Annotated in this window: 21 protein-coding genes; 11 read left to right on the top strand and 10 right to left on the bottom strand. The window is 72.1% G+C overall.

The window, feature by feature from the left end; all coding sequences use genetic code 11:
* The first annotated feature begins 22 nt into the window (after positions 1–22).
* The 7 genes from AB5J73_RS22060 (at position 23) to AB5J73_RS22090 (ending at position 7712) form a co-directional block, all read left to right on the top strand.
* On the top strand, positions 23–751 hold the full coding sequence (locus AB5J73_RS22060) for an SRPBCC family protein (protein WP_370971793.1): 729 nt from the start codon (positions 23–25) through the stop codon (positions 749–751).
* 322 nt (positions 752–1073) lie between these two features.
* The gene (locus AB5J73_RS22065) at positions 1074–2291 is read left to right on the top strand and encodes a diguanylate cyclase (protein ID WP_370973274.1); all 1218 of its coding nucleotides are present in this window, start codon (positions 1074–1076) and stop codon (positions 2289–2291) included.
* Between the two features lie 44 nt (positions 2292–2335).
* Positions 2336–3400, top strand: a complete 1065-nt coding sequence (locus AB5J73_RS22070) for an NAD(P)-binding domain-containing protein (protein ID WP_370971794.1) — start codon at positions 2336–2338, stop codon at positions 3398–3400.
* 67 nt (positions 3401–3467) lie between these two features.
* The gene (locus tag AB5J73_RS22075) at positions 3468–3698 is read left to right on the top strand and encodes a hypothetical protein (RefSeq protein ID WP_370971796.1); all 231 of its coding nucleotides are present in this window, start codon (positions 3468–3470) and stop codon (positions 3696–3698) included.
* A gap of 272 nt (positions 3699–3970) precedes the next feature.
* Positions 3971–5527, top strand: coding sequence for a discoidin domain-containing protein (locus AB5J73_RS22080; RefSeq protein WP_370973276.1), 1557 nt, complete (start codon positions 3971–3973; stop codon positions 5525–5527).
* Positions 5528–5538: 11 nt separating this feature from the next.
* Positions 5539–6771, top strand: a complete 1233-nt coding sequence (locus AB5J73_RS22085) for an MFS transporter (RefSeq protein WP_370971798.1) — start codon at positions 5539–5541, stop codon at positions 6769–6771.
* A complete protein-coding gene (locus AB5J73_RS22090) occupies positions 6768–7712 on the top strand; it encodes a TolB family protein (protein ID WP_370971800.1) in 945 nt (314 codons plus the stop codon). Before AB5J73_RS22085 ends, AB5J73_RS22090 begins: the two co-directional genes overlap by 4 nt.
* On the opposite strand, the gene AB5J73_RS22095 is transcribed toward AB5J73_RS22090, so the two are convergent.
* A complete protein-coding gene (locus tag AB5J73_RS22095) occupies positions 7702–8274 on the bottom strand; it encodes a TetR/AcrR family transcriptional regulator (RefSeq protein ID WP_370971802.1) in 573 nt (190 codons plus the stop codon). The genes AB5J73_RS22090 and AB5J73_RS22095 overlap by 11 nt on opposite strands.
* Before the next feature lie 78 nt (positions 8275–8352).
* Here AB5J73_RS22095 and AB5J73_RS22100 point away from each other — a divergent pair, with 78 nt between their 5' ends.
* Positions 8353–9747 (top strand): cytochrome P450, encoded by a 1395-nt coding sequence (locus AB5J73_RS22100; protein ID WP_370971803.1) that lies wholly within the window; start codon positions 8353–8355, stop codon positions 9745–9747.
* Here AB5J73_RS22100 and iolD read toward each other — a convergent pair.
* From iolD to AB5J73_RS22140, 8 genes are read right to left on the bottom strand one after another with little or no spacing between them, the layout of a single operon-like run.
* Positions 9713–11548, bottom strand: coding sequence for a 3D-(3,5/4)-trihydroxycyclohexane-1,2-dione acylhydrolase (decyclizing) (gene iolD, locus AB5J73_RS22105; RefSeq protein ID WP_370971805.1), 1836 nt, complete (start codon positions 11546–11548; stop codon positions 9713–9715). The two genes, AB5J73_RS22100 and iolD, sit on opposite strands and share 35 nt — an antisense overlap.
* A complete protein-coding gene (gene iolB / locus AB5J73_RS22110) occupies positions 11545–12435 on the bottom strand; it encodes a 5-deoxy-glucuronate isomerase (protein WP_370971807.1) in 891 nt (296 codons plus the stop codon). Before iolB ends, iolD begins: the two co-directional genes overlap by 4 nt.
* Positions 12432–13322 carry an aldolase gene (locus AB5J73_RS22115; RefSeq protein WP_370971809.1) on the bottom strand — a complete coding sequence of 297 codons (891 nt, stop codon included), beginning with the start codon at positions 13320–13322 and terminating at the stop codon, positions 12432–12434. Before AB5J73_RS22115 ends, iolB begins: the two co-directional genes overlap by 4 nt.
* A complete protein-coding gene (gene iolC / locus AB5J73_RS22120; protein WP_370971811.1) occupies positions 13319–14248 on the bottom strand; it encodes a 5-dehydro-2-deoxygluconokinase in 930 nt (309 codons plus the stop codon). Before iolC ends, AB5J73_RS22115 begins: the two co-directional genes overlap by 4 nt.
* A complete protein-coding gene (locus AB5J73_RS22125; RefSeq protein ID WP_370971813.1) occupies positions 14245–15030 on the bottom strand; it encodes an ATP-binding cassette domain-containing protein in 786 nt (261 codons plus the stop codon). Before AB5J73_RS22125 ends, iolC begins: the two co-directional genes overlap by 4 nt.
* Positions 15027–16070, bottom strand: coding sequence for an ABC transporter permease (locus AB5J73_RS22130; protein ID WP_370971815.1), 1044 nt, complete (start codon positions 16068–16070; stop codon positions 15027–15029). Before AB5J73_RS22130 ends, AB5J73_RS22125 begins: the two co-directional genes overlap by 4 nt.
* Positions 16067–17059, bottom strand: a complete 993-nt coding sequence (locus tag AB5J73_RS22135) for a sugar ABC transporter substrate-binding protein (protein ID WP_370971817.1) — start codon at positions 17057–17059, stop codon at positions 16067–16069. Before AB5J73_RS22135 ends, AB5J73_RS22130 begins: the two co-directional genes overlap by 4 nt.
* A 23-nt stretch (positions 17060–17082) precedes the next feature.
* A complete protein-coding gene (locus AB5J73_RS22140; RefSeq protein ID WP_370971819.1) occupies positions 17083–17961 on the bottom strand; it encodes a TIM barrel protein in 879 nt (292 codons plus the stop codon).
* A gap of 124 nt (positions 17962–18085) precedes the next feature.
* Between AB5J73_RS22140 and AB5J73_RS22145 the strand changes: the two genes are divergently transcribed.
* The 3 genes from AB5J73_RS22145 to AB5J73_RS22155 are packed head-to-tail and all read left to right on the top strand — an operon-like array spanning position 18086 to position 20609.
* Positions 18086–19093, top strand: a complete 1008-nt coding sequence (locus tag AB5J73_RS22145) for a LacI family DNA-binding transcriptional regulator (protein WP_370973278.1) — start codon at positions 18086–18088, stop codon at positions 19091–19093.
* On the top strand, positions 19090–20088 hold the full coding sequence (locus tag AB5J73_RS22150; RefSeq protein WP_370971820.1) for a Gfo/Idh/MocA family oxidoreductase: 999 nt from the start codon (positions 19090–19092) through the stop codon (positions 20086–20088). Before AB5J73_RS22145 ends, AB5J73_RS22150 begins: the two co-directional genes overlap by 4 nt.
* Before the next feature lie 44 nt (positions 20089–20132).
* Positions 20133–20609 carry an N-acetyltransferase family protein gene (locus AB5J73_RS22155; protein WP_370971822.1) on the top strand — a complete coding sequence of 159 codons (477 nt, stop codon included), beginning with the start codon at positions 20133–20135 and terminating at the stop codon, positions 20607–20609.
* Here the strand turns inward: AB5J73_RS22155 and AB5J73_RS22160 are convergent.
* Positions 20599–20976, bottom strand: a complete 378-nt coding sequence (locus AB5J73_RS22160) for an ester cyclase (protein WP_370971823.1) — start codon at positions 20974–20976, stop codon at positions 20599–20601. The genes AB5J73_RS22155 and AB5J73_RS22160 overlap by 11 nt on opposite strands.
* Positions 20977–21003: the final 27 nt, after the last annotated feature.

Here is a 21003-nt window from a genome sequence, read left to right on the forward strand (position 1 = left end):
CTGGCAGAGAGGAGGTCGGCCCGTGCGGCTCGACCACGAATTCACCGTCCCGGCCCCGATCGGCGAGGTCTGGCAGGCGGTCGTCGACCCCGAGCGCGTCGCCCCCTGCATGCCGGGAGCCACGCTGACCAAGGTCGAAGGGGACGCCTTCAGCGGGACGGTGAAGGTCAAGCTCGGACCGATTTCGCTGCTGTACAAGGGGAACGGCGAGTTCCTCGAAAAGGACGACGCGGCGCACAAGGTCACGATCAAGGCTTCGGGCAAGGATTCGCGGGGCGCCGGCACGGCGTCGGCGACGGTGACCTTGACCTTGACCGAGAGCGACGGCGGCACCCACGGCGCGGTGGCGACCGACCTGGCGATCACCGGCAAGCCCGCCCAGTTCGGGCGGGGGCTGATCAGCGAGGTGGGCGGCAAGATCCTGGACACGTTCGCCGGGTGCCTGTCCGGCAAGCTCGCCCCGGAGCCGGCCGCCGCCCCGGAGCCGGCCGTCGCGGCGGTCCCGGAGCCCGCGCCCGAGCCGGCCGTCAAGGCCGCGCCGACGACCGCGGAGATCAACACGGAACCCCGGCCTCCGGCGCCGCCGTCGGAGCGCCCGCCGCTGCGGAGCGTCCCGGCGGCCCCGGAGACGGAAGCGATCGACCTGCTCGACTACGCGGGGCAGTCGGTCTTGAAGCGGCTGGCCCCGGTGCTGCTCGGGGTCGCCGCGGTGCTCGGCCTGGTGGCGATCATCCGGGCGCTGCGCAAGTAGCCGTGAGCTGAAGGGGACTTTCCTCTCGTGTGACGGGAGGAAAGCCCCCTTCAGCGCGTCAGATGCGAGGAACGTCCCCTTCAGCGCAGCCGGTGATCTACTCTGCGCGGGTGTTCGGGCGGTCCGGTGCGGGCAATTCGTCCGGACTGGCGACGTGGCTCGTCCGAACGGCTACGCTGGGCTACCTGGTCGGCCGAACTTCGCGCAAGGGGTACGTCACGATGCCGGTTCGTCACACCCGTGGCCTCGGCTCTTGAGAGCCCAGGCCGCCGCGCGCCGGGAAGCGCTTTCCGACTGGCCGGGGTGGCCCGCGCGGTGGGACATGTGGACCGGGGCGAAGGCGCGCTGGATCGCCTACGCCCTCAGTTGCGAGCTGCTCGCCGTCGGCGCGACCGCGGTGGCGCTGGGCACCGGGTTCGGGGAGCCGGTGCGGCCGGTCTGGTTCGCGGTGCTCGTCGCGCTCGGGGTGGCGCAGGCCGAGATGTCGCGGCGCATCGAACGGCTGCGGCGGTGGATGAGCGGGCAGACGCACATCAACGTCACCTCGGTCTGGTACCTCGCCGGTGTCGTCCTGCTGCCGCCGGCGTGGGTGGCGCTGCTCGCGCTCGTGCTCTACGCCCACCTGTGGGTGCGGGTGTGGCGCCAGGTGCGCACGCGGCCCGCGCACCGCTTCGTCGCGAGCACGGCGTGGGCGATGCTCTCCTGCTTCGCGGCTTCGTCCGTTCTCACCGTGTCCGGGTTGCACGGGACGCCGCTGCAGACGCCGCGCGGGCTGTTCGCGCTCTGCCTGGCCGCCGCGGTGTTCGAGCTGGTCAACATCGGCCTCGTGGCGTCCGGCATCTACCTCTACACGAGCCAGCGCTCGGCGGCCGACCTGATCGGCACCTGGGAGGACAACGCCTTCGAGCTCGCGACCCTCTGCCTCGGCGGCCTGGCCGCACTGGCGCTGGCCGAGCAGCCGGTGCTGGTGGTGTTCGTGGTCGCGCCGTTGCTGCTGCTGCACCGGTACCTGCTGTTGAAGCAGCAGCTGCAGGTCGCCGCCGTCACCGACGAGAAGACCGGGCTGCTCAACACCGCGGGCTGGCACGACTCCGCGGTCCGGGAGCACGCCCGCGCGCTGCGCCGCGGCGGTGGCTTCGCGGTGCTGATGATCGACCTCGACCACTTCAAGAGGATCAACGACACCTACGGCCACCTGACCGGCGACGACGTGCTGGCCGCCGTCGCGGTGGCGATCTCCGGCTCGGTGCGCCAGGGCGACACGGTCGGGCGGTTCGGCGGCGAAGAGTTCGTGGTGCTGCTGCCGGCCATCGGCCACGCCGACGTGCTGGCCATCGCCGAGCGGGTGCGGGTGGCCGTCGGCGAGCTGAACGTGGTCATCTCGACCGGGAGCGGGACGGTCCGGGTGAGCGGCCTGTCGGTGTCGATCGGGGTCGCGCGCCACACCGGCACCGGACTGACGCTCGACGACGTGCTCCGGTCCGCCGACGCGGCGCTGTACCGGGCGAAGGAAGCCGGCCGCAACCGCGTCGCCGTGTGACGAACGGCGCGAAATAGCCGCTCCGGCAGGCCGTTGAACCCGGTATGAGCGGCGCGGATCACGAGACGGACGTGGTGGTGATCGGGGCCGGCCAGGCGGGCCTGTCCGCGGCGTACCACCTGCGGCGCGCCGGGTTCGCCAACCGGACCGGCTTCGTTGTGCTGGACCACGGGAAACGTGCCGGGGGTGCGTGGCAGTACCGCTGGCCGTCGCTGGTGCTCGGCAAGGTGCACGGCATCCACGACCTGCCCGGCATGGCCTTCGGCTCCCCGGACGTGACGCGGCCGGCTTCCGAAGTCGTTTCCGAATACTTCGCGCGCTTCGAAAGCGTGTACGACCTCCCGGTGCTGCGGCCGGTCGACGTCCGGTCGGTGACGCGCGCGGGGGACCGGCTGGTGGTTTCGAGCCCGGCGGAGTCCTGGGCCGCGCGGGCCGTGATCAGCGCGACCGGCACCTGGGACCGGCCGTTCTGGCCGCACTACCCCGGGCAGGAGACGTTCGCCGGCCGCCAGGTGCACACCGCGGACTACGCCGGGCCCGAGGACTTCCGCGGCGAGCGGGTGGTCGTCGTCGGCGGCGGGGCATCGGCCGTGCAGCTGCTGATGGAGTTCGCCCCGCTCGCCCGCGCCACGGCCTGGGTGACGCGCCGCCCGCCGGTCTGGCGGGACGAGCCGTTCAGCGAGGACTGGGGACGCTCCGCCGTCGCGAAGGTCGACGAGCGGGTGCGGGCCGGGCTGCCGCCGGAGAGCGTGGTGAGCGTGACCGACCTGGCCGTGACGCCGGAGGTGCGGGCCGCGCGGGCGGCCGGGATCCTGGACCGGCGCCCGATGTTCGCCCGGATCGTGCCCTCGGGCGTCGAGTGGGCGGACGGCTCGCGCTTCGACGCCGACGTGATCCTCTGGGCCACGGGTTTCCGCGCGGCGATCGACCACCTCGCCCCGCTGCACCTGCGCGAGCCGGGTGGCGGGATCCGCGTGGACGGCACGCGGGTGGCGCTCGAGCCGCGGCTGCACCTGGTGGGGTACGGGCCGTCGGCGAGCACGGTGGGGGCCAACCGGGCCGGGCGAGCCGCCGTGACCGAGATCCGGAAGCTTCTGAAAGGGGCGTAACCGCCACTTACGGGGGATTTGCCGAGTTTTCGCCCGGGACGCCCCGGTGCCGTGAAATGATCTTGAGGTGAAGAAGACACTGGGGCGTCTGAGCGCCGTAACGATCATCGCCGGTTCACTCCTCGGGCTCGCCGCGGGCACCGCTTCCGCGGGGAACCCGCAGTACATCCGCAGCTACCAATGGCAGGCGGACTGCGAGCGCGCGGCGGACGAAATCCGCAGCGGGGGCGACCTCGCCGCGTACTGCCGGTGGGACCAGGGACACACCGAGTGGGACCTGTACGTCCTCTCGCTCTGATTCCGCGACGAAAAGGTGCCGTCCCCCGGCCGCGACCGGGGAACGGCACCTTTTTTCGTGGCCGTCCCACGGCACGGAGCAGTATCCCGTTCAGCGAAACAGGACAAGACAAGTCTTGTCAGCCGAAGCTACTCGCCGATAAAGTCCGCTTTCGTTAGGAAACTTTCTTAACTGTTTGTCCGACGCCGCAGCCCGCCAAGCCACCGCCAAGGCCCTCGAAGGAGCGCGACGTGCCGTCCACCCGACTACGCCCACTCGCCCGACTCACCCCGGTGCTCGCCGCCGTGGTCCTGCTGCCCTCCGCCATCGCCGCGGCCGCCACCACCCAGGCCGCCGATGTCCTTCTCTCGCAGGGCAAACCGGTCGCCACCTCCACCACCGAAAGCTCGTCCTACACCGGGGCGAAGGCCGTCGACGGCAGCACCACGACCCGCTGGGCCAGTGCCGAAGGGGCCGACCCGCAGTGGCTGCGGATCGACCTCGGCCAGTCCGCCGCCGTCCACCGCGTGGTGCTGAACTGGGAAGCGGCCTACGCCAAGAAGTACCGCATCGAAGTCTCCGACGACGGCACGAACTTCACCACCGCCGCCACCGTGGACGCCGGCGACGGCAAGACCGACGACCTGACCGGCCTCACCGCCCACGGCCGGTTCGTGCGCTTCGTCGGCCTCACCCGCGCCACGAGCTACGGCTACTCCTTCTGGGAGATGCAGGTCTTCGGCAGCACCGACTCCTCCGGCGACACGCAGGCCCCGACCGTCCCGGCCGGGCTCACCGCCGGGACCGCGACCGCCACGAGCGTCCCGCTGAGCTGGAGCGCCGCCACCGACAACGTCGGGGTCACCGGGTACGACGTCCTGCGCAACGGCACCACGGTCGCCACCAGCGCGACGGCGTCGTACACCGACACCGGGCTCACGCCGGACACCGGCTACACCTACACCGTCCGCGCGCGCGACAACGCGGGCAACGTCTCCGCCGCCAGTGCGCCGATCACGGTGAAGACCGCGGCCGGGAGCGCGGGGTTCGTCCTCGCCGCCGCGGGCGACATCGCCGAGCGGTGCACCTCCAGCAGCTCGAGCTGCGCGCACGTCAAGACCGCGAAGCTCGTGGAGACCATGAACCCCGCGGCCGTGCTCACCATGGGCGACAACCAGTACGACGACGCCCACCTGTCGGACTTCAAGTCCTACTACGACAAGACGTGGGGCAAGTTCAAGAGCAAGACCCACCCGATCCCGGGCAACCACGAAACCTACGACGACACGCCGTACCGGGGTTACGACGACTACTTCGGTGCCGTCGCGAAGCCCAACGGCCAGCGCTACTACAGCTGGGAAATGGGCAACTGGCACTTCATCGCCCTGGACTCCAACGACTTCGCCACCCACGAGTTCGGCCCGGACGAGCAGATGGCGTGGCTGAAGCAGGATCTCGCGAACAACAAGAAGGGCTGCGTCGCCGCCTACTGGCACCACCCGCGGTGGAGCTCCGGTGACCACGGCGACAACCCCGACAGCATCGAGCTGTGGAACCTCATGGTGGCGAACAAGGTCGACCTGGTCCTCAACGGCCACGACCACGACTACGAGCGCTTCGTCCCGCAGAACGCCGACGGCAAGGCGGACGCGAACGGCCCGGTCGAGATCGTCGGCGGCTCGGGCGGGGCGAGCCTCTACGACCTGAGCTCGCCGCACGCCACGACCGCCAAGCTGCTCAAGACCTACGGCGTCCTGAAGCTGTCGATGACCGACACCAGCTTCCAGTCGCAGCTCATCGGCGTCGACGGCAAGGTCCTGGACAGCAGCCCGGCTTACACCTGCCACTAGGAGGGACGAGCATGTACATCGCGGCGAGCCGGACCTCGGACCTGGCGGCGGGCACCGACCGGAAACCCGCGCTGAAACGGGTTTCCGCCAACGTCGTGGCCCTCGGCGCGGTCAGCCTGGTCACCGACGTCTCCTCGGAGATGGTGACCGCCGTCCTCCCGCTCTACCTGGTGCTCGGCCTCGGCCTGAACCCGCTGCAGTTCGGGCTGCTCGACGGGCTCTACGCGGGCGCCACCGCGGTCGTGCGGGTGCTCGGCGGGCACCTCGCCGACCGGTGGCGGCGGCTCAAGGCGGTCGCCGGGTTCGGGTACGGCTTGTCCGCGGTGTGCAAGCTCGGGCTGGTCGCGGCCGGCTCGTCGGTCGCGGCGATCGGGGTCGTCCTCGCGGCCGACCGGACCGGCAAGGGGCTGCGCACCGGCCCGCGCGACGCGCTGATCTCGCTGTCCAGCGAACCGGAGGCGCTCGGCCGGTCGTTCGGGGTGCACCGGGCGATGGACACCGTCGGCGCGTTCCTCGGCCCGCTGGTGGCCATGGCCGTGCTCGCGCTGAGCCTCGGCAGCTACCCGAGCGTCTTCGTCACCAGCTTCTGCATCGCCGCCATCGCGGTGCTGCTGCTCGCCTTGTTCGTCCACGACCGGCCCGGCGCGGTCGACCGGGCCGCCGTCTCGCTGCGCGCCGCGCTCGGCCTGCTGCGGCAGCAGGACTTCCGGCGGGTCGCGCTCTGGGCGGCACTGCTGGGCCTGGTGACGGTCGGCGACTCGTTCGTCTACCTCGTCCTGCAGCGGCGGTGGGAGATCGCGGCGACGTGGTTCCCGCTGCTGCCGCTCGGCACCGCCGGTGTCTACCTGGTGCTGGCCGTGCCGCTCGGCAAGCTCGCCGACCGGGTCGGGCGCTGGCCCGTCTTCCTCGGCGGGCACGCCGCGCTGTGCCTCGCGCTGGTGCTGCTCTGCGGCCCGCAGGCCGGGCTCTGGCTCGGGATCATCGCGCTCGGCCTGCACGGCGTGTTCTACGCGGCCACCGACGGCGTCCTGATGGCCGCCGCCGGGCCGCTCATCCCGCGTGACCTCCGGGCCACCGGGATGGCCGTCGTGCAGACCGGGCAGGCCGTCGCCCGGATGCTCTCGTCCGTCCTCTTCGGACTGGCGTGGACGCTCTGGGACCTGCGGCCCGCGGTGCTCGTCGCTGCGGCCTGCCTGGCCGCCGTCGCCCTCGCCGCCGCTCTCGCGAAACCGGTGCGCCCGTGAAGAAGATCGTCCTCGCCCTCGCCGGAACCGCGCTCCTGGTCGCCGCGGCCGTGGTCTACACGGTCAGCTCGCGGCACGAAACCGCCGAAGCCGGCCCGGCCGCGCAGCTCACGCTCGCGCCCGGGCAGTTGTTCTACCGCGATACCGCCACTGGCCGCGTCGGGGCCGTCCCGCTCGCCGATGCGGGCGCGAAACCGCAGCTCAGCGGCCTGAAGTGCGACCGGTTCGCGGTCGCGGGGCAGACGGCGGTGTGCCTGGCCGTCAAGCCGGGGACGCTGCCGGCGGTCACCGACGTCCTCGTCCTCGACGGCCGGCTCGGCGTCCGCCACACCGAAACCCTGCCCGGCACCCCGAGCCGCGCGCGGGTCTCCCCGGACGGCAAGCGCGTCTACTGGACGTTGTTCGTCACCGGCGATTCCTACGCGCAGACCGGGTTCTCCACCCGGGCGGGACTGTACGAAGTGGACACCGGGCGGCTGGTCAAGACGATCGAGGAGCTGCCCGTCTTCGTCGAGGGCAAGCGCTACTTCGCGGCCGACGTCAACTACTGGGGCATCACGTTCGCCCCCGACGGCAACCGCTTCTACGCCACCCTCGGCAGCAAGGGCAAGACGTACCTCGTCGAAGCCGACTACGGGCGGTACCGCGGGAAGGCCCTGCGGGAGAACGTCGAGTGCCCGTCGCTGTCGCCGGACGGCAAGCGGGTGGCGTTCAAGAAGAAGGTCGGCGAGGGCGTCTGGCGGCTCTCGGTGCTCGACCTCGCGACCCTGCGCGAAACCGAGCTGGCCGAGACCCGCAGCGTCGACGACCAGGCGCTCTGGCAGGACGACCACACGGTCCTCTACGGACTGGAGAACGCCGTCTGGGCGGTCCCGGCCGACGGTTCCGGCGCACCGCGGCAGCTGGTCGGCGGGGCCGCGTCGCCCGCCGTCACGGGGTGACGTCGACCGCCGCGAACAGCGTCCGGACGCCGAGGTCGCGCAGCTCGGCCTGGGTGATCTTCGGCTGGTCGAGCCAGTCGAGGATGACGGTGGCGACGAACGCCAGCCAGCCGCGCACGGCCACCCGGGTCGTCTCGGTGACGGTGGTCAGGGTGCCGAGCGCGGCCAGGATGCGCTCGGCGTTCGCGGCCATCCCGGCTTCGCGGATCCGCAGGATCTCGCGGTCGGCGCCCGCGGCGGCGCGGTGCACGATCCGGTAGCCGTCCGGGTGGGTGCGCGCGAACTCGAGGTACACGTCGAGCCCGGCCCGCAGCTGCTCCGCGACGGGCAGCGCCGGGTCGGGCTCGCTCATCGTCAGCAGCTGGTCGCGCTGGCTCCGGACGATCTCCGCGAAGAACTCCTTCTTCGTCGGGAAGTAGTGGTACAGCAGGCCGCGCGAGACCTGCGCGATCTCGGCGACCTCTTCGATCCAGACCTCGTCGTACGGCCGCTTCGCGAACAGCCCGGCGCCGATGGTCAGCAGCTGCTCCCGCCGCTCCTGCGTGCTCAGCCTGGTCCGCATGCCCCCGAGCTTACTTGACACGGGTTCAGTAGCGGGGGATGGTGAGCCTATTGGATCCGGGTTCAACAAGGAGCTGCCGTGGACACCAGCGGGATTCCGCACCGGCCGGGCCGGCTTCCGGTGATCGGCGACCTGATCGGGGCGAACCCGCGCACGCCGCTGCAGGACACCGTGCGCATCGGCAAGCGGCTCGGGCCGATCTTCACCCGCAAGGTGTTCGGCTTCGAGATCGTCCTCGTCGGCGGCGTCGACCTGGTCACCGAGCTGAACGACGAGGCGAAGTTCGGCAAGCACGTCGGCATGGGCGTGGAGAACCTGCGCGCGCTCGGCGGCGACGGCCTGTTCACCGCCCACACCCACGAGCCGAACTGGCGGCTGGCGCACGACATCCTGCAGCCGGCGTTCTCCGCCGAGGCGATGCGCCGCTACCACCCGATCATGCTCGACGTCGCCCGCGAGCTCGTGGCGGCCTGGGACGCCGCGAGCGGCCCGGTCGACGTCTCCGCCGACATGACCCGGCTGACCCTGGAGACCATCGGCCGCGCCGGCTTCGGCTACCGCTTCGGCTCGTTCGAGCGCGCCGAACCGCACCCGTTCGTCACGGCGATGATCCGCGCGCTGCGGTACGCGCAGCTGCAGAACGTCAAGCTGCCGTTCGTCCGGCGCGCGATCGCCGGAACGCCGGAGCAGAACCGGGCCGACATCGCGGTGATGACGGACCTGGTCGACGAGGTCATCGCCGGGCGGCGCGGCAGCGGCGAGGAGAGCCGCGACCTGCTCGGCCTGATGCTCACCGAGGGTCACCCGGTGACGGGAGAGCGCCTGGACCCGGTGAACATCCGCAACCAGGCGATCACGTTCGTCGTGGCCGGTCACGAGACGACGTCCGGCGCGCTGTCGTTCGCGCTGTACTACCTGACCCGCCACCCCGAACTGCTGGCGAAGGCCCGCGCCGAGGTCGACGCGGTGTGGGGCGGCCGCGAGCCGGCGTTCGCCGACGTCGCGAAGCTGCGTTACGTCCGCCGCGTCCTGGACGAGGCGATGCGGCTCTGGCCGACCGCGCCCGGCTACTCCCGCGAAGCGCGCGAAGACGTCGTGCTCGGCGGGAAGTACCGGATGCGCCGGGGTGACTGGGTGATCGTCCCGCTCCCGCTGGTGCACCGCGACCCCGCGGCCTGGGGCGATGACCCCGAGGCGTTCGACCCGGACCGGTTCGAGCCCGCCGCGGTGAAGAAGCGGCCGGCACAGGCGTACAAGCCGTTCGGGACGGGCGAGCGCGCCTGCATCGGCCGCCAGTTCGCGCTGCACGAAGCCGTGCTGGCGCTGGGGGTGGTGCTGCAGCGCTACGACTTCGACGTGGATCCCGCGTACGAGCTGAAGATCGTGGAGTCGCTGACGCTCAAGCCGAGCGGCTTCACCCTGCGTCCCCGGGTCCGGCTCAGGACTTCAGATAGCGCACCTGCCCCGGCTTGACCCGCTCGTACTCGTCCCGGCCCGCGAGGTGCCCGGGCACGCCGACCTCCCACCAGGCCCCGGCTTCCGTCCACGTCGACGGCTGCGTCTGCACCACGACGACCGCCGGCCGCCGTTCGGCCACCGCGGCCTCCCGGGCGGCCGCGTACGCCGCCCGCAGCGAGTCCACTGTGGATGCTTCGAACACCAGGCAGCCCAGCGACTCGGCGTGCCGCGCGAAATCCACTCGCGGCGGGGAAGCGTGCGAAGTCGTGCAGTCGGCGTAGAAGTTGTTGAACGGCTTCCCGCCCTGCCCCTCCTGGAGCCGGGCGATCACCGCGTACCCGTCGTTGTCGCAGACGACCGCGACGAACGGGTGCCCCGCGAACGCCGCCGAGAACAGTTCCGAGTTCAGCATCAGGTACGAGCCGTCGCCCAGGAGCGTGGTCACCAGGCCCGGCCACGCGATCGCCGCGCCCCACGCGCCGGACAGCTCGTACCCCATGCACGAGAACCCGTATTCGACGTCCATCGACACCGAGCCGGAGCCGCGCCAGCCGCCGATCAGCTCGCCCGGCAGGCCGCCGGAGGCCGTCATGACGTAGTCGTCCGCCGCGGAGAGGTCGTTCACCACGCCGACCACCTGCGCGTAGGACGGGACCTCGGAAGCGGCCGACCGCAGCGAATCGACGTGCCCGTCCCACGAGGCACGTTCCGCCGATGCCCGCGAGGTCCACGCCGAATCCACCCGCCAGCTCTCCAGCTGGGCGGCGAGGTCGGCCAGGCCCGCGTCGGCGTCCCCGGTCACGGACAGGGCGCCGTGCTTGACCGAGTCGAAACGGGCCGCGTTGAGCGACACCAGGCGGACGTCGGGGGAGAACACCGTCCACGACGCCGTCGTGAAGTCCTGCAGCCGCGTCCCCACGGCCAGGACCACGTCCGCCGCGGCCGCCACGGCGTTCGCCGACGACGAGCCCGTGATGCCCAGCGGGCCCGCGTGCAGCGGGTGGTCGTGCGGGACGAGCGTGCGGCCGGCCGTGGTCTCCACGACCGGGATCCCGTGCCGCTCGGCGAAGTCGAGAGCCCGGCGAGCCGCACCCGAGTACCGGACGCCGCCGCCGAGCACCAGCAGCGGGTGGTGGGACGCCCGCAGGACGCCCGCCGCCTCGGTGACCGAACGCCGGTCCGGCCGGGGGCGCGGCGGCCGGTGCGTCACCGGCGCGAACAGCGCGTCCGGGAAGTCGTACGTCTCCGCCTGGACGTCCTGCGGGAGCGCCAGCACCACCGGCCCGCTGTCCGCCGGGTCCGTGAGCACCCGCGTGACCTGCGGCAACGTCGAGAGCAGCTGCTCGGGCCTGCTGATCCGGTCGAAGTAGCGCGAGACCGCGCGGAAGGCGTCGTTCACCGTCGCGGTCGCGTCGCCGAAGGGCTCGATCTGCTGCAGGACCGGGTCCGGCGCGCGGCCGGTGAACGTGTCGCCCGGCAGCAGCAGCACCGGCAGCCGGTTCGCGTGCGCGACCCCGGCCGCGGTGACCATGTTCAGCGCGCCCGGCCCGATCGACGACGTCGCGACGCCGACCTGCCGCCGGTGCGTGGCCTTCGCGAGCCCGACCGCGGCCAGTGCCATGCCCTGCTCGGTGTGCCCGCGCCAGACGGGGATCTCGCCGCGGTGCTCTTCCAGCGCGGTGCCGAGGCCGAGCACGTTGCCGTGCCCGAAGATCGCGAACACCCCGGGGAACAGCGGGACTTCCGCGCCGTCCAGGGTTTCCGAGCGCTGGGCGAGGAGCCAGCGGACCAGCGCCTGTGCCGTCGTCAGCTTCACTGAACACGCCCTTCGTGACTCGTGACGGGGCAGCGCGGATCGAGTTCCTGCGCGGCCCAGGTGTCGCGGACCCAGCCGTGCGCGGGGTCGTCGCAGAACGCCATGGACCGCTCTTCGGCCGGTCCCGCCAGGACGTTCAGGTAGTACATCGGGTAGCCCGGCGCCGCGACGCACGGGCCGTGGTAGCCGCGCGGGATCAGGAAGACGTCGTGGTCGCGCACGGCGACGTCCTCGTCCAGCTCGCCGTCGGCGGTGTAGGTCCGGTGCAGGCCGAAGCCCTCGCGGGAGGGCGTCACGCCGTCGCGGCCGGCGATGCGGAAGTAGTAGATCTCTTCGTTGACCACTTCGCATCCGGTGGCCTCGTCGTGCTTGTGCGGCGGGTACGACGACCAGTTGCCGCTCGGCGTGATCAGCTCGCACGCGTTGAGCTTGTCGGCGTGGTCCCAGACCCCGGGCACGCCGAAGTTGGTCACCTGCCGCGTCGCCTGCCCGGCGCCGCGGACCTCCACCGGCACGTCCTCCGCCGGGCCGTACTTCGCGGAGAGCCGGCGGGTGCAGCGGGCCATCGGCAGCGCGACGGTGAGACCGTCCGTTGTCGACAACTCGACTTCGGCTTCGCGGGGCACGTAGGCGAAGTCCGTCACGCGGGTGAAGACGGACTCGCGGCCGCGCAGCTCGAAGACCTGCCCGTCGGCCCGGACCGTCGCGGAACCGGACAGGGGCAGCACGAAGGCCTCGAACTCGCCGGTGTGCACGATCCGCGTCTCGCCGGGCGCCAGGGTCAGGACCCGCAGGCCGGTGTACGTCCAGCCCGCGCTGTCCGGGGTGAGCCGGACCGGGTCGGTGTCGTCGGACAGCGTCCCGAGTGGACGGTGGAGCTTGCTCACTTCGCGGCCTCCAGTACCTTCGCGGCGGCTTCGACAGCCGCACCGACGTCACCGCCGGGCGGGTAGAGCAGGGTGCGGCCGACGACCAGGCCGCGGACGACGTCGTGGCGCAGCGTCCGGCCCCACGAGGCCAGGTCGGCGGCCGGGTCGCCGGAGGGTACGCCGCCGAGCACGACCACCGGCAGCGTCGTCGCGCCGAGGACTTCGGGGGAATCGGTCGAGGGCAGCTTGAGCCACGTGTGCGCCGACGTCACGCCGAGGCCCGAGGCCACCGTGACCGCACGGGCCAGGGACACGGGATCCTGCTGCAGCACCAGTTTCCCGGCCGTCCGCGCGTACGGCAGCGGCTCGACCATCGCCACCAGGCCGTACGCCGCGAGCTCGGTGACGGCGTCGGCGCAGGCCTGCAGCGTCGGGATCGTGCCCGGGTCGGAGTCGACGAGCCGCAGCAGCATCTTGCCGCCGTCGAGCCCGCAGTCGACGAGCGTGCGGGCGTCGTAGCCGGTGAACCGGTCGTCGATCTCCCAGTCCGCGCCGGCCAGGCCGCCGCGGTTCATCGAGCCGAAGACGACCTTGTCGTCCAGTGCGCCGAGCAACAGCAGTTCTTCGACGACGTCGGGGGTGCCGAGGATCCCGTCGACGGCGGGGTTGGCCAGCGCCACGAGCAGCCGGTCCAGCAACGTCCGCCGGTCGGCCATGGCGAGCGGGTCCTCGCCCACACCCAGCGCCCCTCGTGCCGGGTGGTCGGCCGCGACCAGGAACAGCGTTCCGGTGTCGGACAGCAGTTTCGACCGGCGTTTGCGGGTCGCGTAGGCCTGCCGGACCGCGCCCGGGTCGGTGGCGCGGGTGTGCAGGAGTTCGCGCCAGCGCTCGTCGGTGAGGCTCACAGGAGCTCCTCGATTTCGGCCGCGGTCGGCATGGCGTCGGCGCAGGCGAGCCGGGACGCCACCAGCGCGCCCGCCGCGTTCGCGTACTCGGCGATCCGGACCGGGTCCCAGCCGGACAGCAGCCCGTGGACGAGCGCCCCGCCGAAGCCGTCGCCGGCGCCGAGCCCGCAGACGACCTCGACGCGTTGCGGCCGCACGGTCCAGCGCCCGTCCGGCGTGGCCACGAGGACGCCGTCCGCGCCCTTCTTGATCACCGCGAGCCGCAGCCCGCGGTCGAGCATGCGGTCCGCGGCGGCGTCCGGGTCCGCGGTGCCGACGGCGACCTCCGCCTCGGTCCGGTTGCCGACCGCCACGGTGACGTGGTCGAGCAGCGCGCCGATCTCTTCGCGCGCCTGCTCGACCGACGGCCAGAACATCGGCCGGTAGTCCAGGTCCAGCACGGTGTGCTCGCGGCGGCCCCGGGTTTCGAGGATCTTCCGCTGGGTCGTGCGGGCCGGGTCGGTGGACACGCCGGTGCCGGTGACCCACAGCAGCGGCACCGACGTGACGACGTCCCAGGGCACGTCGTCGTCGGTCAGCGTGAGGTCGGGGGCGATGGGGGAGCGGTAGAACAGCAGCGGTGGGTCCGCGGGCGGGTTCAGCTCGCAGAACACCACCGGCGTCTGCAGCTCCGGCGAAGTGCCCACGAAGGCCGGTGAGACGCCGAAGCCGTCGAGGGCCTGCCGGACGTAGTCGCCGAAGCCGTCCGGGCCGACCTTGGTCAGCACGGCCGTGCGCCGGCCGAGCCGCGCGGCGGCGACCGCGACGTTGGTCGCGGTGCCGCCGAGCGACTTGGCGAAGGTGCTGACCTCGGCCAGGGGGACACCGCTCTGCTCGGGGTAGAGGTCGACACCCACCCGGCCGATCGTCAGCGCTTCGAGGGTCATGACGTCTTTTCCACCTGCCGCAGTTCGTGTTCCAGGGCTTCCAGTTCCGCGCCGCCCGCCATCTGCCGGGTCAGCTCGTTGATGTCGATGTCCGCCTTCTCGTACGCCCCGAGCGGCGCACCCCGCTTGAGCAGCAGGAACCGGTCGGCGACCGGGTAGGCGTGGTGCGGGTTGTGCGTGATCAGCACGACGCCCAGCCCGCGGTCCCGGGCCTGCGCGACGTACTTCAGCACCACCCCGGCCTGCTTGACGCCCAGCGCGGCGGTCGGCTCGTCGAGGATCAGCACCTTCGCCCCGAAGTACACCGCCCGCGCGATCGCCACGCACTGGCGTTCGCCACCCGAGAGCGTCCCGACCGGCTGCTCGACGTCCCGCAGGTCGATGCCCATGTCGGACAACGCCTGCTTCGTCGTCTCGCGGCCCTTCTTCCGGTCCAGGAACCGGAACGGGCCGAAGCCGGTAGTCGGCTCCGAGCCGAGGAAGAAGTTCCGCCAGACGCTCATCAGCGGCACCACGGCGAGGTCCTGGTACACGGTCGCGATGCCGTGGTCCAGCGCCTCGCGCGGCGAGGCGAACCGCACGGGCTCGCCTTCCACGAGGAACTCGCCGCGGTCGTGCTGGTGCACCCCGGCCAGGATCTTGATCAGCGTGGACTTGCCGGCGCCGTTGTCGCCGAGCACGCAGGTGACCTCGCCCGCGTTGACCACAGTGGACACTTCGCGCAGCGCGATCACGCTGCCGTAGGTCTTCCCGATGTCGCGGACTTCGAGCAGTGGACTCATCGGCGTACCCTTTCCGCGCGCCGCCGGAAGGCGTTGTTCACCAGGACCGCGGCGAGCAGCATGATGCCGAGGAACAGCATGAACCAGTCGCTGTTCCACTGCGCGAACACGATGCCCTGGCGGGCCATGCCGAAGATCAGCGCGCCGATCGCCGCGCCCACCGCCGAGCCGAACCCGCCGGTGAGCAGGCAGCCGCCGATCACCGCGGCGATGATGTACTGGAACTCCAGCCCGATGCCCTGGTTCGCCTGCACGCTGGCGAAGCGCAGGATGTTGATCGAGCCGACCAGCCACGCGCCGAGCGCGGTGCCCATGAACAGCAGGATCTTCGTGCGCACCACCGGCACGCCGACCGAGCGGGCCGACACCTGCGAGCCGCCGACGGCGAAGATCCAGTTGCCGAAGCGGGTGCGCACGAGCAGCACCGCCGCGACCACCGTGACGACGATCCACCAGATGATCGACGACTGGAACTCGGTGCCGCCGACGGCGAACGTGGACGCGAACAGCGCGCCCGCCGACTCGTAGCCGCTGGTCGAGCGCATCCCCGACACCTGCACGGTGTTGGTGACCAGCCGCGTCACGCCGAGGTTGAGGCCCTGCAGCGCCAGGAACGACCCCAGCGTGACGATGAAGCTCGGCAGCCCGGTCTTCATCACCAGCCAGCCGTTGAACGCGCCGACCCCGAGGGCGAAGACGAGCGACACCGCCAGCGCGAGCCAGACGTTCCAGCCCGCCTGCGTCGCCAGGATCGCCGTGACCAGCGACGTCGACGCCGTCATGACGCCGGCCGAGAGGTCGAACTCGCCGCCGACCATCAGCAGCGCGACCACGACGGCCATGATGCCCAGCGTCGAGGAGTCGTCGAGCCAGGTCGCCACGCCCAGCGGGCTGAGGAACTGGCCGGTGACGACGGAGAAGAAGACGAACACCAGCACGGCGCCCAGCAGCGCGCCGATCTCCGGGCGGACCACCAGCCGATCGGTCAAGCTCTTCTTCCCGACGCGTTCGTCGGGCTGGGCTTGGATCGCCGCGGTCATCGCGTGCCGCGCTCCGCGTACGGGGCGACGGTGTCGATGTTGGTCTTGTCGACGAAGCCCGGGCCGGTCTGCACCGGCTTGCCGCCGCCGATGGTGTTGCCGTTTTCCTTGTACAGCTTCAGGAACACGATCGGCAGGTAGCCCTGCTCGTACTGCTGCTGGTCGACGGCGAAGAGGATCGTGCCCGCCTTGATGGCCGCGACGACGTCGGCGTTCAGGTCGAACGTCGCCACCTGGGCCTTCGAGCTCGCCTCCTTGGCCGCGTCCACCGCGCGGGCCGCGACCTGCGAGTTCAGCGCCAGCACCGCGTCGATCGACGGGTCGGACTGCAGCGCGCCGCGGATCCGGGCCTGCGCGTCGGTCGGGTTGGAGATGTCGACCTGCAGCGTGGAGACGGTGCCGAACGTCTGCTTCGCACCGTCGCAGCGCTGGTTCTGGCCGATGTTGCCGGCTTCGTGGATGACGCACAGCAGCTTCGTCTTGCCGGCCGCCTTGAGCCGCTGCCCGGCGCCCTGGCCGGCGAGGCCCTCGCTCTGGCCGACGTGCGCGATCGCGCCGAAGGCGGCGCTGGAGTCCTCGCCGGAGTTGATGGTGACGACCGGGATGCCCGCCTTGACCGCGTTCTGGATCGACGTCTGCAGCGCCTGCGGGTTCGCCATCGAGACGACCAGGCCGCCGACCTTCTGCGCGACCGCGTTGTCGATCAGCTTGGCCTGGTTGCCCGGGTCGCCGTCGGCGAAGTAGTCGACGCCGACGTTCAGGTCCTTGCCCGCCTGTTCGGCGCCGTTCTTGACGACGTTCCAGAAGGCGTCGCCGGCGGTGCCGTGGGTGACCACGGCGACCTTCAGCGGGCCGCCCGAGCTCGGTGCCGCCGCGGACGGCGCGCTGGAGCTGCTCGAGTTGTCGGCGGACGGGCCGCTGCAGGCGGACAGGACCAGCCCGGCGGCGGCGATCGCCGCCACGCCGGCCAGCTTCTTGATTGAGAACACAGTCACTCCTTTGGGACCAGGGATCAGAGGGAGTCGATGATCTTCGCGAGGTGGGCCAGGCTGCGCTCGGTGTCCCGCCGGGGTACGTCGTCGGGGCTCTCCGCGCCGAGGGCGGTGTCCTGTTCGAGGACGTACCAGCCGTCGTAGCCGGCCGCCTGGACGGAGCGCACCATCGACGCCACGTCCACGTCCCCCTCGCCGAGTGGGGTGTAGAGGCCCCGCCCGACCGCGTCGGTGTAGCCGAGCCGGCCCGCGCGGACTTCGGCCGCGAGGTCCGCCCGGACGTCCTTCAGATGCACGTGCCCCACCCGTTCGGGATACCGCTTCGCCAGCTCGACCGGATCCGTCCCGCCGATCATCAGGTGCCCGGTGTCGAGGCACAAGCCGAGCGCGGAATCGGCGAGGAACCGCTCGACTTCGGCCTGCTGCTCCACGTGCGTCCCGACGTGCGGGTGCAGCACCGTGCGCAGGCCGTGGGCGGAGGCGATGTCGCGGATCCTGCCCGCCGTGTCGACGAGCGTCGCCCATTCGGCGTCGGTGAGCTTCGGGCGTTCGTCGTAGCCGTCGAGGCCGGTCGCGGCGGCGAGCACCAGGACGTCGCCCCCGCACGCGGCGAACAGCGCGGCGGACTCTTCGGCTTCCTCGAGCGCGTGCTCCTGGCCGGCGTGCAGGACGACGGCGAGGAACCCGCCGACGAGCCGGAGGCCGTGCGTCCCCAGCAGGTCCCGGAGGGCGGCCGGGTCGCGGGGGAGGTAACCGGGCGGGCCCAGTTCGGTCGCCTGGACGCCGAGCTCCGCCATCTCGCCGAGCACGGTCGCCGCGTCCAGCACCCGGCCCCAGCCCGGGACTTCGCAGACACCCCAGGAGATCGGCGCGGCGGCTACTCGGATCGTCGCTGTCACAAGGGGCCTCCGTTGGTCCGTTGGAGCGCTCTATTGATTAGAGCGCTCTAATCTTGTAGCGTCCGTCACAGCAAGTCAAGGCCGAGTTTCCGGTGCTCAGGGGAGGTGTCGCGTGCGTCCGACCATGGAAGACGTCGCCGCGCGGGCGGGGGTTTCCCGCGCACTGGTCTCCTTGGTGATGAGGAATTCACCGAAGGTCTCCGACACCCGGCGCGCCGCGGTCCTGCGCGCGGCCGAGGAACTCGGCTACCAGCCGCACGTGATGGCGCGGTCGCTGGCCAGCCGGACGTCCACGGTGCTCGGCGTGATGGTGAACGACCTGCGCAACGCGTTCTTCGCCGACGTCGTCGAGGGACTGGACGCGGCCGCGCAGGCCGCGGGCTTCGACCTGGTCCTCAACACCGGCGGCCGCAGCCCCGCGCGCGAGGGCAATGCCTTGCGCAGCCTGCTTTCCTTCCGCCCGGCCGGGGTCGTCCTGCTCTCACCGGTGGTGCCGGCGTCGGCCATCGAAGCGGCCGCCCGGCAGTGCCCGGTGGTGCTGGTTTCCCGCACCTCGCGAGCGTCCGGTGTGGACACCGTGAACGACGACGGCGAGGCGGGCTCCGCGCTGGCCGTCGACCACCTCGTCGGGCTCGGGCACCGGCGCATCGCGCACCTCGACGGCGGGGGAGCGGCGGGCGCGGCCCAGCGCCGGCGCGGTTTCCAGGCGGCGATGCGGCGGCACGGCCTGGACCCGGTCGTCGTGCGCAGCGAGCACACCGACACGGCGGGCGAGAAGTCCGTGCGGGAGCTGCTGGCGACGTACGCGCGGGCCGAGCTGCCGACCGGTCTGGTGGCGGGCAACGACTTCAACGCCGTCGGCGCGATTTCGGCGCTCGAAGAGGCGGGCCTGCGCGTGCCCGAAGACGTCTCGGTCGTCGGCTACGACAACACGTCGCTGGCCGCGCTGCGGCACCTCTCACTGACCACAGTGGACCAGCCGCGCACCGAAATGGGGCGGCTGGCGTTCGAAGCGCTGGCCGAGCGCGTCCGCGGGGAACGCACGGAGCCGGTCCGGCACCTGCTGCACCCGTCCTTGGTGGTCCGGGCGACCACTGCCGGGATTTCTGCGACAGGAGGAGCACGACGATGAGGTTGGGACTGGCGGGCACCGGCCGGATCGGCACCGCGCACGCGGAGACGCTGAAGGGCTTCGAGGAGGTCGAGTCGGTCGTGGTGGCCGACGTCGACCCGGCGCGGGCCGCCGCGGCCGCCGCCAAGCTGGGTGTCGAAACGACTTCCCTCGACGACCTGTTCACCGCGGGGATCGACGGCCTGGTCGTCACGGCGGCGACGGACGCGCACCCCGGCCTGATCATCGCGGCGGTCGACGCGGGCCTCCCGGTGTTCTGCGAAAAGCCGGTGGCCGCGGACATCCCCGGCACATTGGCCGTCATCGACCGCATCGGCGCTTCCGACGTCGCAGTCCAGATCGGCTTCCAGCGCCGCTTCGACGCGGGCTACGCGGCGGCGCGGGCCGCGGTCGCGTCGGGCGAACTGGGCTGGCTGCACACGCTGCGGGCGACGACGTTCGACCCGGCGCCCCCGCCCGCGGAGTACGTCGCCCACTCGGGCGGCCTGTTCCGCGACTGCGGCGTCCACGACTTCGACATCATCCGCTGGGTCAGCGGCCGCGAGGTCGAGGAGGTGTACGCGATCGGCGCGAACCGCGGCGAGCGCTTCTTCGCCGACGCGGGCGACGTCGACACGGCGGCGGCCACGCTCACCCTGGACGACGGCACCCTGGCGACGGTGTCCCTGACCCGCTACAACGGCGCGGGCTACGACGTGCGCCTCGACGTGCTGGGTTCGGTTTCGGGCGTGGTGGTCGGCCTCGACGACCGGGCCCCGCTGCGCTCGGTGGAGCCGGGGGTGGCACCGCTGCCGGGCCCGGCGTACCCGGGCTTCATGGAGCGCTTCCGGCCGGCGTACACGACCGAGCTGACGGCGTTCCTGGACGTGGTCGCCGGCCGGGCGCCGTCCCCGTGCGGGGCGGCCGACGCGCTGGAGGCGTTCTACATCGCGGAGGCGTGCGAGGTCTCCCGTCGCGAACGGCGTCCGGTGAAGCTGGCGGAGGTCCGGCGCTGAAACCCGGTCGCGCGCCCCGGCACCCGGTGGGCAGACTCGGGGGGGTGATCGCGCTGACCCCGCTCGACGAGCCCGCCCTCGCGCGGCTGCTCGAAGCCGCCGTGGCCGGAGCCGGCCCGCTGGAGGTCATGCCGCCGGTCGAGGGTCCGCCCGGCTGGACCGCGGCGCGCCGGTCGGCGTTCCTGGCGTTCCACCGCGGCCGCTCGCTGAACCCGGCGACCGCGGTGGAACGCACGTGGGTGGTCGACGCGGACGGCGTCGCGGTGGGAGCCGCCCGGTTGGAGCGCCGCGGCGACGCGGTGGAGGCGGGCATCTGGCTGAGCCGGGACGCCCGCGGCCGGGGTGTCGGCCGCCGGGTCGCGCAGCTGCTGCTGGCCGAGGCCCGCCGCTCCGGTGCGGCGCAGTTCGTCGCTTCGACGACGGCGGGCAACGGCGGAGCCCGCGCGGTGCTCGCCGGGCTCGGCGCGTCCCTCACCATCGAAGGGGACGAGGTCGCCGCGGTGCTGCCGCTCAGGCCGTGACGCGCCAGTGCTCGACGATCCGGCCGTCCCGCAGCCGCTCGATCTGCATCTGCCGCGCCGGTTCCGGGCCGAAGCCGTGGACCAGCAGGTGCGCGGCCACGAATTCGCCGTCCGCCAGCAGGTGCACCTCCTCGAACCGCAGCTCCGGCGCCTGCCGCCGCAGGTCCGCGACGATCGGCTTCAAGCCATCGGGACCGGGCGGCAGGTCCGGCAGGCTCGGGCTGTGGTTGACGTACCCGGGGTCGATCAACTCGTCGAACGCGTCGAGGTCGCCGCGGTTGAAGGCGTCCAGGTAGCGGCGGACGACGTCGGTGTCGGTCATGCCGGCCAGGCAGCCGGCGGCCGCGCCGGAACGGAAATACGCCACTTGTGCTGAACCCGTATGAATGGGTTC

This window comes from Amycolatopsis sp. cg9 (assembly GCF_041346945.1).
Classification (GTDB): domain Bacteria; phylum Actinomycetota; class Actinomycetes; order Mycobacteriales; family Pseudonocardiaceae; genus Amycolatopsis.

Excerpts from the sequence above, each read along its gene's own strand:
- AB5J73_RS22065 (WP_370973274.1), top strand. The coding sequence starts at position 1,074 with ATGTGGACCGGGGCGAAGGCGCGCTGGATCGCCTACGCCCTCAGTTGC.
- AB5J73_RS22070 (WP_370971794.1), top strand. The coding sequence starts at position 2,336 with ATGAGCGGCGCGGATCACGAGACGGACGTGGTGGTGATCGGGGCCGGC.
- AB5J73_RS22085 (WP_370971798.1), top strand. The coding sequence starts at position 5,539 with ATGTACATCGCGGCGAGCCGGACCTCGGACCTGGCGGCGGGCACCGAC.
- AB5J73_RS22095 (WP_370971802.1), bottom strand. The coding sequence starts at position 8,274 with ATGCGGACCAGGCTGAGCACGCAGGAGCGGCGGGAGCAGCTGCTGACC.
- iolC (WP_370971811.1), bottom strand. The coding sequence starts at position 14,248 with ATGACCCTCGAAGCGCTGACGATCGGCCGGGTGGGTGTCGACCTCTAC.
- AB5J73_RS22125 (WP_370971813.1), bottom strand. The coding sequence starts at position 15,030 with ATGAGTCCACTGCTCGAAGTCCGCGACATCGGGAAGACCTACGGCAGC.
- AB5J73_RS22130 (WP_370971815.1), bottom strand. The coding sequence starts at position 16,070 with ATGACCGCGGCGATCCAAGCCCAGCCCGACGAACGCGTCGGGAAGAAG.
- AB5J73_RS22145 (WP_370973278.1), top strand. The coding sequence starts at position 18,086 with ATGGAAGACGTCGCCGCGCGGGCGGGGGTTTCCCGCGCACTGGTCTCC.
- AB5J73_RS22150 (WP_370971820.1), top strand. The coding sequence starts at position 19,090 with ATGAGGTTGGGACTGGCGGGCACCGGCCGGATCGGCACCGCGCACGCG.